11 protein-coding genes are annotated in these 11,167 nt (G+C 31.9%); 4 read left to right on the top strand and 7 right to left on the bottom strand.

Annotated elements, in window-relative coordinates; genetic code table 11:
• Nucleotides 1-17: 17 nt before the first annotated feature.
• Nucleotides 18-368 carry a hypothetical protein gene (locus NI464_RS13060; protein ID WP_005254618.1) on the bottom strand — a complete coding sequence of 117 codons (351 nt, stop codon included), beginning with the start codon at nt 366-368 and terminating at the stop codon, nt 18-20.
• A 562-nt stretch (nt 369-930) separates the two neighbouring features.
• Here NI464_RS13060 and NI464_RS13055 point away from each other — a divergent pair.
• Nucleotides 931-1,275 (top strand): helix-turn-helix transcriptional regulator, encoded by a 345-nt coding sequence (locus tag NI464_RS13055; protein WP_005254619.1) that lies wholly within the window; start codon nt 931-933, stop codon nt 1,273-1,275.
• Between the two features lie 171 nt (nt 1,276-1,446).
• Nucleotides 1,447-2,130, top strand: a complete 684-nt coding sequence (locus tag NI464_RS13050; protein WP_005254620.1) for a metallophosphoesterase — start codon at nt 1,447-1,449, stop codon at nt 2,128-2,130.
• Nucleotides 2,131-2,622: 492 nt separating this feature from the next.
• On the opposite strand, the gene NI464_RS13045 is transcribed toward NI464_RS13050, so the two are convergent.
• The gene (locus tag NI464_RS13045) at nt 2,623-3,357 is read right to left on the bottom strand and encodes a YaaW family protein (RefSeq protein WP_005254622.1); all 735 of its coding nucleotides are present in this window, start codon (nt 3,355-3,357) and stop codon (nt 2,623-2,625) included.
• A gap of 15 nt (nt 3,358-3,372) precedes the next feature.
• The gene (locus tag NI464_RS13040; protein ID WP_005254624.1) at nt 3,373-3,633 is read right to left on the bottom strand and encodes a DUF4258 domain-containing protein; all 261 of its coding nucleotides are present in this window, start codon (nt 3,631-3,633) and stop codon (nt 3,373-3,375) included.
• 147 nt (nt 3,634-3,780) lie between these two features.
• On the opposite strand from NI464_RS13040, the gene NI464_RS13035 reads away from it, so the two are divergent.
• Nucleotides 3,781-5,928: a dynamin family protein gene (locus NI464_RS13035; RefSeq protein WP_253138910.1), complete on the top strand. Its 2,148-nt coding sequence runs from the start codon at nt 3,781-3,783 to the stop codon at nt 5,926-5,928.
• A 481-nt stretch (nt 5,929-6,409) separates the two neighbouring features.
• Here NI464_RS13035 and NI464_RS13030 read toward each other — a convergent pair whose 3' ends face one another.
• The 3 genes from NI464_RS13030 to NI464_RS13020 all read right to left on the bottom strand — a co-directional run bounded on the left by NI464_RS13030 (nt 6,410) and on the right by NI464_RS13020 (nt 8,801).
• Nucleotides 6,410-7,246 carry an EcsC family protein gene (locus tag NI464_RS13030; protein ID WP_253138907.1) on the bottom strand — a complete coding sequence of 279 codons (837 nt, stop codon included), beginning with the start codon at nt 7,244-7,246 and terminating at the stop codon, nt 6,410-6,412.
• Nucleotides 7,247-7,762: 516 nt separating this feature from the next.
• Entirely contained in the window at nt 7,763-8,428 is a 666-nt protein-coding gene (locus NI464_RS13025; protein WP_253138904.1) for a lecithin retinol acyltransferase family protein, read from the bottom strand.
• A 22-nt stretch (nt 8,429-8,450) separates the two neighbouring features.
• A complete protein-coding gene (locus NI464_RS13020) occupies nt 8,451-8,801 on the bottom strand; it encodes a DUF4258 domain-containing protein (protein ID WP_253138901.1) in 351 nt (116 codons plus the stop codon).
• 101 nt (nt 8,802-8,902) lie between these two features.
• On the opposite strand from NI464_RS13020, the gene NI464_RS13015 reads away from it, so the two are divergent.
• Nucleotides 8,903-10,165, top strand: coding sequence for a hypothetical protein (locus tag NI464_RS13015; protein ID WP_253138898.1), 1,263 nt, complete (start codon nt 8,903-8,905; stop codon nt 10,163-10,165).
• A gap of 207 nt (nt 10,166-10,372) precedes the next feature.
• Here NI464_RS13015 and NI464_RS13010 read toward each other — a convergent pair whose 3' ends face one another.
• On the bottom strand, nt 10,373-10,939 hold the full coding sequence (locus tag NI464_RS13010) for a recombinase family protein (protein WP_000678311.1): 567 nt from the start codon (nt 10,937-10,939) through the stop codon (nt 10,373-10,375).
• Nucleotides 10,940-11,167 lie beyond the last annotated feature (228 nt).

Below are 11,167 nucleotides of genomic sequence, written 5' to 3'. Positions count from 1 at the left end.
AGAGGCACCCTCGCCGATCAGTAAACAGTCTTAGGGAACTTATGACGACGTGGGGTGGACTGAGTCCGTTTTACCCAACCTTCTGGATATTCTTGACTGTAAGAATCATGGTAATGACCTGACCAATATTCCTGATTGTCTTCATCTTGGCATTCGTGAACTTGAGAAAAGTTGTAGGTGCTCTGTTGAGCTACAACATGTTGCTGAAATATCTTTTCAGCTGTTTTTTCCGCCTGATCTAAAGCTATGAAAATATCGAGCAAGGCTTGGCGCTGTTGATGGTTCAGAACTTTAGCACCTTCGATAATCAGCTGTTTAGCGAGGTTTTTTGGCATGCATGGGTTTGCATCATTGAATTTAGTATGCATAGCAGTTTCCTAGATAAGAGTTTAACTATCTCCATCACTTCTCACGGTAATGGAGGCAACTTAACAGGGGTGAGAATACTGAATCTAGGATCAGCCAGCACGAAGCTGCCCTGCTAAGCTACCATAAGAACTGCTTAACAGTAGGCAAAAAAATAGCCGCAAGTGCGACATTTAATTGCACCTAGATTTTATCAGGTTCTCACGCCTGAGCACAGATTTTGCTGTGTTGAAATAAGATTATCCAGTAAATAGCAGTGCGTCAAGGTCCTGATCAGTAGTCCTTATAAAAACTGAAAAATAAATAATCAAAGAATGTCAGGAGCTCAATTTATTTTATTATAAAAAAGAGAGGTTCAGTATGAGCCAATGGAGAAGATAAAATGACATGCTCCTCATTCTCAGTGTGTATCAGAAAAAATCTATATGGTATTAGGTGCAAATATTTGCACATAACTGGCAATTAAAACAGGATATGTGCAATATTAGGACTTAATGACTTTAGGATTGACCAGATTTTTCTATGCCATAAGGTCATAAAATATCTAAATGTGAGTGATGAATAATGATGTATTCTGAAAATGACAGTCCAGTGTATATTGCATCAGTCTTGGGAGAGCGCTTAAAACGCATTCGATTAAATCGAGATATGACACAAGCTGAAGTTGCTAGTAAAGCGTGGGTCAGTCGGAGAACGGTTTTAAATGCTGAGAAAGGTAATGTGAAACTTTCGGATTTAATTGCAATTCTATCTGCATTAAACATGATTAATAATTTCAATGTCTTAATACCTGCAGAGTCATTTTCACCTATACAGTTACTTAAGCTAAAAGGCAAAGTTCGCAAAAGAGCATCAGGTAATAACAAGCCACCTGTACTGCAACTGGCAAAACCAAAATCAGATTGGTGACACACATTTTCGATACAGGACTTATAAGTATTAAGATCATGTATGAATGGGCTAACCAAAAGTAAAAATTCGTCCGGAACTATTTTTGCGATTAAGGTAGGTTGAAGGTCTGTGGTTAGTGAAAATATTATTCATGCATAATGCTATTAATCAGTAGGATGATGCTCCCTCATGACAAATCATATCCAGATTATAGATGGATCATCTTTCAAATCGATCTTCGTAGTAGGCGACTTGCATGGTTCTTATCACTTGTTGATGAGCCATCTCAACGCTATCGATTTTGACTTTGATAAAGATTTGTTGATATGCACGGGTGACCTAGTTGATAAAGGCAAAGAAAATTTAGAATGTTTTTCATTAATTAAAAAACCATGGTTTCGAACCGTTCGTGGCAATCACGAAGAAATGTGCATTAAAAGTCTATTTGATTCAAAGCTTAGACATTTACATGAAAGAAATGGTGGTGAGTGGTTCTATCAGTTGTCATCACATCAGCAGCATAAAATTATCAAAAGCTTTGAAGATTTACCAATCGTTATCGAGCTTGATCTTCTAGATAAACGAATAGGAGTGGTTCATGCAGATATTGATATTCATGAATGGGGCGCTTTTAAAGCAGATATCATGCAAGGTGATTACAGGATTTCAGGCATGGTATCAGCTTACACAAATGCACTATGGGGGCGTGGAAGAATAAAGAACTATTCAGATAATTATGATGTTGTAGAGAACATAGATGCTATCTATTTGGGACACACGATCGTCAAGGAAATGACCCAGTTAGATAATTGCTATTACATTGATGTGGGTTCATCCTTTACTCAAAAGCTTTGTATAACAAAAATTAAGTGAATACTTTGCAAGACTGAATACTTACTGATTTTATAGACACCTTTTAGTTAGATTTGGACTGGCACCACTCTCAACTGTAACTAAAGGGGTGTATCTCTACACCTATAAGTCTCAATATTTAAAAAAAATTAAAGTTTTTCTATTAAAAACACAAATTTTCCAACTATTGGATTTATTTTTTATTTTTTATAAAATATTGATTTTAAAATAAAAAAATCATTATGGGGATTTTATTTATGGGGCATTAAACAAAAACTTACACCAAAAAAACTATCTAGAATTTTAATATTTAAAATTAAGTTATTGATTTTAATAATTAAAAAATTATATTGAATTGAGTTTTTGAACAAAAAAATAATAGTCGGAAAATTTGGTTACTAGCGTGAGTTCTAACTTGTGGTGTATGACTGCACATAAGAGATTTTATGTTAAGTAAGTGATCAAAAGGCCCATTAGTAAGGCCTCTCGTAACGTATATTTCAATCTTAAAAATTAAATAGAATTGTCTTGTGAATGTTTTTTTCGTAATACTGCTATTTGTATTACAGCAGGTAGAGTTACTCGAAAAGCAGGTCCAGCTATATCAATTAAAGTCCAAGCTCCAGTAATAACCCAACCTACCGGACCTGTTAAGAGTGACATAGTTCTGGCTAAGGTAGCATTGGCAGCCAAAGTTAATCCCTTACCAAATAATGCTCGACTGATAGCATTAGCAATGATTAATGTTAATTGATAGGATTTGAACCCTCCTGCACGAAAAATAGCTTGAAAAACTCCCAGTAATGCTTCAGCAGAGTAATTTAGATCATTAATATCAAGCTCTTTTGCTAGTTCTTTTAATTCCTCTTGTGACATTTTTTCTAGAGCATCATGGAGAATTTTTAATAATAAATTGTTTTCGATAACTTCTGTTTTTGCATCTTTGTTGTAATTTACCTTTAGTTTATCGCAGACATCCATTAACACTTCACGATAGAAAACACCTTTTCCTCCCCGAAACATTGTTGCGAAACTATTTGCGCCAAAACATTGAAGTTCTGCGGCTATTAATTCCCAGTATTTACTATGATTCGGAAAATGTAACTTATACGCATCTGAATAAGTTAGTTCTTCAGTAAGTCTAGTTTCTCCATCTTTATCATGGGTTAGACAATATACTAGATCATCTAAATCAGTTGATTTAAGATGCCCTAAAAATTCAAGATCGAAATCAGTTCTATAAGCCATGTAATTTCCTCGTTCTTAATAAGCTTTATAGCTTTCATAGTCATAAGTTGTGATTACAGAACTATTATCTGTCACCACAACTACCCCACCCTTATCGATTAACTTTTTAGCTAAGGCTAGCTGTTTAGTTAGATGCTGAATTACTTTGTTTAAAAGTTTTCTATTAGTGACATAAGCATCGCCATCTATACTTCCATAATTCAAAGTGAATTCGATCATTTCTTTTGAAATTCCACGAGTATTCATGCGATTAATTGAATGATATGTATATTTCATAGTTAACCCTCGTTTTTATCTAGAGCTAGAATAAGTAAATTAAAAAAAATATGCAATACATGCATAATAAATAATTTTTACCCTAAAATATTGAGTATTGTATTTTTTTTGGGTATTCTTATTTTTTTAATAAATAAGACTTGAATTATGAATATTGATAATTTAGTAAATTTGAAAGAAATGAGAACTTTGGCTGAAATTTCACAAGCTGAAATGGCTAAAGCTTTAGATGTTTCACAAAGTCAAATTTCAAGATATGAAGAAGATCCTGAAGATGTTCCAATGAAAATTTTAAAAAAGTGGGCTGAAATATGTGGATTTTTAGAAGGTAAATTAGAACCAATTACAGTTGGACATCCTTACTTAGATATCCAAAATAAAAAAAAGACTATATATGAGCAGTTAAACTATGCCCCAGTAATTACAGAATCTAGTTCTGGAGTTATTGAGACGCTGAATATTGATAATCTTATTTCTAATCTTGATCAAATTTCTAGAAAACCTCGTTTAGGTGTTTTTGGCCACTTTGATATGGGAAAATCTAGATTATGTAATGTTTTACTAGGAGATAGTTGTTTACCAACGAGATATCAACCCACGACTAGTGTGGCATGCATCTTACGTCATATATCGGATAAACCATCTTGGCAAATAGAAGATGTATGGATGATGGATAAAGATTTTAATATTCATAAGATTAACGATGAAGAACATTGTAAAAGACATCGTGTTAAAGCAGGAAACTTAGCTTCATTAGAGAGCTATGTTACACACCAAGATGATGAAGACTTAGATAGCCATTATGCAGTGCTTTATATCGATGCTCCAATTCTCCTAGCATGTGATTTAGTGGATATGCCAGGTTATGAAAATGATGAAAATGATTCTAAAAGAACCGAATTGGCAACAACTTTTGTAGATATTGTTTTGTACCTTTCTACAGCTCAAGGCTTTTTAGGTAAAAATGACTTAGATTATATTGGTAGCTTAATAAATGTACTGCCGTCCTATGAAAGTGAAAAAATTGGATCTTTAGATAACTTATTTATTATAGCGACACGATCAGATATTATTGAAAATCAAAATGATATTTTTGATTTATTAAATAAAGCTGCTAAAAGAGCATTTAAACATCTTGAGTATAAATTTGAAGACAGAGGGGCTGAAGAAGAAGTTACAGAGGAGTATTTCCGCAGTCGTTTCTTTACTTTTTCAGCCGATAAGAAGTATTTACGTACAGAATTTGAAAAGAATTTAGTCAATTTATTACAAGATCGCTTACCTTCTTTAGTCTCAGAAAAATTTAATACTTCCTTTCAAGAAAGTCTTGAAGCCCTTTCTCATAAATATAAAAATTTAACTGAAAATCTGGATAATATTCTTAATCAACGTGAACAGATGAAAATTCAATTGGAGTCCATGAAAGAAGATGAAAAAGTTGATTCAATAAATAGGAAAAAATACAAAGAGAAGATATTAAAAGATATCGAAATATACAAAAACGAATGTATTTCAGAGGTCAAAGTTGTCACAAAAAAGTATTTAACTGTTGATTATATTGAAAGCATGATTAAATCCAGATATGAGGATAAAAAAGAGGCTCAGCAGTTAGCTGCAAGCTATTTATCTGACTCCATACAATTCTCTATTAATAAAAAAGTTAAAGAGAAATCTGTAGAATTATCAGAGCAAATTGATGATTTATTAAAAGAATATGATAAAAAACAAAGTTTTAATAAGGATATAAAATTAGATTTTGACTCTAAAAGTATTTTTATGGGAGCTGTAGCAAGCTTAACAACGTTTGGAGCATTAGCCACATGGGCCAGTATTGTTGCAGCTGGCAGCAACTTAGGAGCCTATTTGCTTGTTCCAACAGTAGTAAGCTTTTTATCTAGTATAGGTATTAGTGTAGGCGGAACTGCCGCAGCTGCTAGTATCGTTGCAGTTTTAGGTGGTCCAATTACAATTGGTATTGGAATCGCTGTAGTAATAGGGGGAATCTTCGCATGGTTAACAGGTTCTAGTTGGCAGAAAAAAATTGCTAAAAAGCTTGTTGATTTATTTGAAAAAGAGGATTTTGAAAATAAATTAATAAAAGGTATAAGTGTGTATTGGAATGATACCTCTAAGGCTTTCGAAAGTGCTGCAAATGAAACTGAAAAAAAATTTCAAGATGAAGTTTCTAATTTAGAAAATAGTCTTAGTTGTCTAGATGATGCTACTTTAAAGGAGCACAAAGATTACTACACTGCTTTAAATTTCTTTTTAAAAAACTTAATAGCAAAATTCTGATTTATAAATAATAAAAAACCCCGGCATCCTGCCGGGGTTTTTCGTATTGGTTCGCTCGGTATAACTCCTGTCGTACCTTACAGTCCTTGTGCTTATCTCTTGTTATTCTTGTATGGAACTTCCTGTTCCCGATGAGTTCATCATAGGAAAATTCCACCTATCCTGGACAGCCGCAAAAAACCAGAATTTACGTAAGCCCAGGCGTACAAAATAGCCTAAATTTTATCCACAGCAATTGGGGATAGTTTCGCAACCTAGATCCGCATGAAATAGACATTGATCCCAAAAATGATCATTTATTAATCAATTTTCTTGGCAAAATGTTACAGATTTGCCTAAAAACTCACCAACTTATTACAGAAGCAATTTTTTGTGCATTTTGTGATCATAGTGAGATTTTTAAGTTATTGATTTTTAAATTAATATACAAGTGTACTTCGTATAACCGCCATTATGTTAATTTTAGAAAAAATATATAATCTTACTGAATTTCTAGATTATATTTTCTTGCTAAAAATCTTTCTTTATAGAGAAAGTAAGCTGCATCACAAACTTTTTCTGTGTAATAGGCATTAAATCCAGCTCCAATAAATGCTCCAAATACAGGAACAGCTTGAGCCAATTTAGCTTTTGTTAAACGTATGCCTAATGCTTCAGCCATTTTCTTTATCATATTTACCAAAACAAGCTTTTCTAATTCTTCCCACGATTTCTTTTTTGCAACTTGTGTAGCAATTTTAGCTAATTGAGCCATAGCTACATGTTTAGCCTGATCTGTTGGAGCAGAGGCTAAACTGAGAATATTTAAAATAAAAATTTTTTCTTCTGGTAATTCAATATCAAAACCATAATATGTTGCATATTCCCCAATAGCTCTGAAATTAATAAGAATTAAACTAGGTATATCAACTATTATTCCAGGCAATCCTACAGCACCAGTTCCTGCTCCTTCAGTAGTGGCAATAGCTATATACTTTGTGCGTAATCCTGAACTAGACTTATCTAAGATAACAAGATCAACTTTTTGTACATCATCTAATTTTCTAACAGGAAATTGTGATCTACTCGATATATCATCAAAAATTGCTTGCGGCCTAATAGATGTTTGAGCAGATTCATTACATATTGTAGTTAAGCCAGATATAGATTTTGTAATAACCTCACCTAAATATGGACTATCTATAATAACTTCAGCAGCTTTGTTTATAGGCGTAGTTATTAAAGAAACACTCTTTTGTAAAAAATTTTTTTCTTTCGGCGTTTTCCATATATAAATCTCCTTTAATGCATTCTTCTCATATTCTGTTTGTTTAATCATTTCAGATTTTTCACAAGTTAATTTTTGTAAAAATCATATATTAATAACTAGAAAAAATCTTATAAAAAACGACATTTCTTATCGCAATAAACTTTTATTTAACATAATGGGCGTTATGCGAAGTTAAAAAATTGAGACTATATACTTAATTTTTATGTATTTTTTAAAATTTAAGACCTAGATCAGTGCCTAGGTTTTTTTACTTAGTATAACAACCATTATGTTAAAAAAAATCTTAAGAACATGAGTTATATAAATGGATTACCTTTCATTTTCTTCATCTTCTTGCTCTCTAGACCAATACTCTCCTTCAATTGAGCAACAATCTTCACAAAGCCAAGGTGTGATATTGGACCATACGCTTACGCATTCTAATATTTTTTTGCAGAGAGAACATTCAGTTATTTTATAGTCATAGCTCATAATATTATCCAATTGGTTACTGTAAATCTAACTTTAAAATTTGATCTTTATTATCTAATAACTAGCGGCATAAAACCGCTAGTTATGAATTATTTAGTCCCTAAATATAGAAACTAATCCACCAATAACAGCAGTCGCTACCCCTGCTGTAATAATTGCAGGTGCTGCTGCGACAGAACTAACTCCAATTGCTATTCCTAGAGCTGTACTTGTTACAGCACTTGTTCCTAATGTCGTTGTAACAGCAGCTGCGGTAGTAGCTCCAATTGTGCCTCCTAAAGCTGCATTAGTTAGAGTAGATGCCCCAGGGGATGTCATGGTAGTAGTTGCTATAGGAACTGAAGTCGTAGCAAGTAGACCGTATCTTTGAATAGCGTAATAAGACAATACGGCAGTAGAGGTATGACGCATGACAGCTCTAACTTGTTCGCTACGTTTTTCCCCAGTAACACACCAACATGCAAAATGTTCACAGTTATTGAAAAGAAGATTGTAGTTATCTTCGCCTAAGCATCTATATGCACGATTAACAATTTCTTCATTCGTATATATAGCTGTGCTACTAGGGTAATGCACAATAGTAAATTGGTCACTTCCACCTAAAAAATTTTCTAGAGTTGTTTGCTCTATAGCACCTTTCTTAAAGGCTTCTGAAAAACCAAAATAGTGAATGACCTGATTATTACCAATGTAAATACCGTGATGATCATATAGGCCTTTTGAGACACTGAGGTGAGATCCTGGATGTAAGCTTTTCATAAAGAACTCTCTTTTATTTGAATTAAAAACGTTTAAAACTGTTTGTATTGTATGTTGTGATTAATGAATCTCCATCTAAAACAATAGTTATTCCACCTTTATCTAAAACTTTTAAGGCAACTTTTCTTGTCTCTTGAAGACTAATCAAAGCTTTTTTTATTAATTTTGAAACTAATAAATGTTTGAATTTGTTTATCATCTTTTTTAATGATTTTATTTTAATATCGATTTCAATTATATTTGATTTCAATATCTTCTTGTTAGTTACTATCTTATCCCCTTTAATCTCTCCATAATTAATAGTGAAATCAATTAAATTCTTAGATATTGCTCTTTGAGACATTCTCTTATGACAATGTTTAGTGATATTCATAATAATCCAGTTAATAAAAAAATGTTTTGATGACTAGATTTTACAAAAGAAATTTAGTGTATATAATTGTCAATAATAAGATTACTTTTTATGAAACTAAAATGGCAAGAATTACTAAAGAACAGCATGCGGCATCAGATCTTCTAGACTTTATGCACTTCCATGAAGTTTCATTTTTAATGATTAAAAACAATGAATTATGTGAAAATATAAATAAAATAATTTCTAAAATTGATAGCGTTATAAAAAAAAATGAAGTTAGCTCACATGACTATACCTTATATAAACACTATCTACTTTTTGCTTTAGAGGTAATTCTAGTAAGAAAAAAATCACCTGATTTTTATGAAATGTGCAACTATATTGAAAAGGAAAAATATAATAATATAAATAAAGAAAAATATGAAGGTGTTTTGGATTTTTATAAAGATTTTTCACTGGGAATTATTCTAAACTATATAGAATTTCAAAAATTAAATACTGAAATTTTTGAAATCTATCTAAATGAAGTTTTAGATTATATTGAAAAAAATATTGATGATAATTTTTATGCAAGCAATCTTTTAATAAATTCATATTTTTATGAATTCAATATGGCATCTTATAAAATATATAAAAAATATATTGATCTTAATTTTTTTACAAAAAAAAATGTTAATTCAAAAATGCCATATGAATATGGTGAAGAACTTTTTATCAGATTTCTTCTAATAATTGAATATGAGAGTATCAAAATTTTATGTAGGATTAAAAGAAATGGTAATAGAAAAGAAATTACAATAATAGAACCTGATGAAAATATGAGTATTGAAGATAGGAAGAAATTTAAAGAGGAATGTCTGAAATTGATTGATGATATTATAGATACATCTGATGGAACAACATCTGCGTCAATGTTCTTAATAGATTATATAAATAATAAAGATGATTTACTTAAATTTATTTTAAAATCCTCTGAAAGAATGAAGCGAGAAAGATTTTTTGTTGGTAAGCCTGCTAGATGGTTAAGTATTTTTGGTGCTTTTCTTATTCTTTGCTTAAAAAACTCAACGAATGGAGAAAACATAGCAATATATTCTGAAGAACATCATCCGGATAAAACAACTATAAGTGAGATCGTATCAGGTCTATTTCAGCAGAAAGGTGATACCTTATCAGCAAGAACATTATATTTACGCTTTAAAGAGCTAAAAGTACAGTACTTAAAAATTAAGTACTACGCTTATGTTATGTCTCTTAAGGAACAGAAAACGATAAATTGGTATGCAGAAGATAAAGCATATGAACTTGCTTTAAAATTTGATCCTAATAACATGGAATTAATTGATGATAGATATGGCTTGATAAAAATAAGGTATTTATAAACTAAGAATATCTAAAATTAACATAATACACCTTATACGTAATGCTTGATATTTCTCTTTAAATATCATTATATTAAAGCAAGCCGTTCTGGAATATAGGGCACCAGAGCGGCTTTTTATTGATTATTCATGTTCCACGCTTAAAATTCGAACAGTGTTTCATGATTTTTATAAGTTAAACTAAATTTAGTTGCTAATCCCAATAAGCTATTCACTAACTTGTAAATATCGGTATACCGCCTGACGACTAATCCCAAAAGCTTTCCCTAATGCCATTTTCGATGGATACTTCCCCTCCTTCCATGCTTGTCGTAAAGCTTCAGCTTGGTCAGGCTTTAGTTTATGCACCCGACCTTTGTACTTCCCCTGAGCAGAGGCGAGTTTTATTCCTTCCTTTTGCCGCTCTAAAATGATCTCACGTTCGAACTGTGCAAAAGCACCCATCATTTGAAGCATCAAATTATCCATCGGGGTGGATTCGGCTGTAAAAGTAATATTTTCTTTTACAAACTGGATGGCGATCCCTCGTTTGACCAGTTTATCTACTTCAGTGACCAAATCTTTTAGGCTTCGCGCAAAACGATCCATTGAATGTACAATCACCCTGTCCCCTTCCCGGACATAGTTCAACATTTCCTGAAATTTAGGTCGGTCAGTATTTTTACCTGAAGCACGGTCAACAAAAATCCGATCGACCTCAATTCCTTCAAGTTGACGTCCAGTGTTTTGCTCGACAGAACTTACCCGGACATACCCTACTTTTTGGCCTTTCACTTTTTCACGCCCCAATTGGATAAAAATGAACAATTTCGTAAATTATAAATCTTTAACACTAAAGTTACATGTTACTTATGATTAAAAATCATTTAAATGATACATAATTTCATGAACTTTCAGATTGTAACTTTAGCGTATACTCTAAATTTACATATTTAAATAACGAGTTTTTTCTCACTCATAAGAATTTGCAAGAATATATATACATTTATTGACATTAAGTAA

The sequence above is a fragment of the Acinetobacter lwoffii genome, from assembly GCF_024129685.1.
GTDB classification, from domain to species: domain Bacteria; phylum Pseudomonadota; class Gammaproteobacteria; order Pseudomonadales; family Moraxellaceae; genus Acinetobacter; species Acinetobacter lwoffii_X.
Note: the sequence above shows the minus strand (reverse complement) of the source record. Positions and strands in the feature narration are given on the sequence as shown.

Bases quoted from the DNA above. Each gene is read 5' to 3' on its own strand.
- NI464_RS13060 (WP_005254618.1), bottom strand. From the start codon at position 368: ATGCATACTAAATTCAATGATGCAAACCCATGCATGCCAAAAAACCTC.
- NI464_RS13030 (WP_253138907.1), bottom strand. From the start codon at position 7,246: ATGATTAAACAAACAGAATATGAGAAGAATGCATTAAAGGAGATTTAT.
- NI464_RS13050 (WP_005254620.1), top strand. From the start codon at position 1,447: ATGACAAATCATATCCAGATTATAGATGGATCATCTTTCAAATCGATC.
- NI464_RS13015 (WP_253138898.1), top strand. From the start codon at position 8,903: ATGGCAAGAATTACTAAAGAACAGCATGCGGCATCAGATCTTCTAGAC.
- NI464_RS13020 (WP_253138901.1), bottom strand. From the start codon at position 8,801: ATGAATATCACTAAACATTGTCATAAGAGAATGTCTCAAAGAGCAATA.
- NI464_RS13025 (WP_253138904.1), bottom strand. From the start codon at position 8,428: ATGAAAAGCTTACATCCAGGATCTCACCTCAGTGTCTCAAAAGGCCTA.
- NI464_RS13035 (WP_253138910.1), top strand. From the start codon at position 3,781: ATGAATATTGATAATTTAGTAAATTTGAAAGAAATGAGAACTTTGGCT.
- NI464_RS13040 (WP_005254624.1), bottom strand. From the start codon at position 3,633: ATGAAATATACATATCATTCAATTAATCGCATGAATACTCGTGGAATT.
- NI464_RS13055 (WP_005254619.1), top strand. From the start codon at position 931: ATGATGTATTCTGAAAATGACAGTCCAGTGTATATTGCATCAGTCTTG.
- NI464_RS13045 (WP_005254622.1), bottom strand. From the start codon at position 3,357: ATGGCTTATAGAACTGATTTCGATCTTGAATTTTTAGGGCATCTTAAA.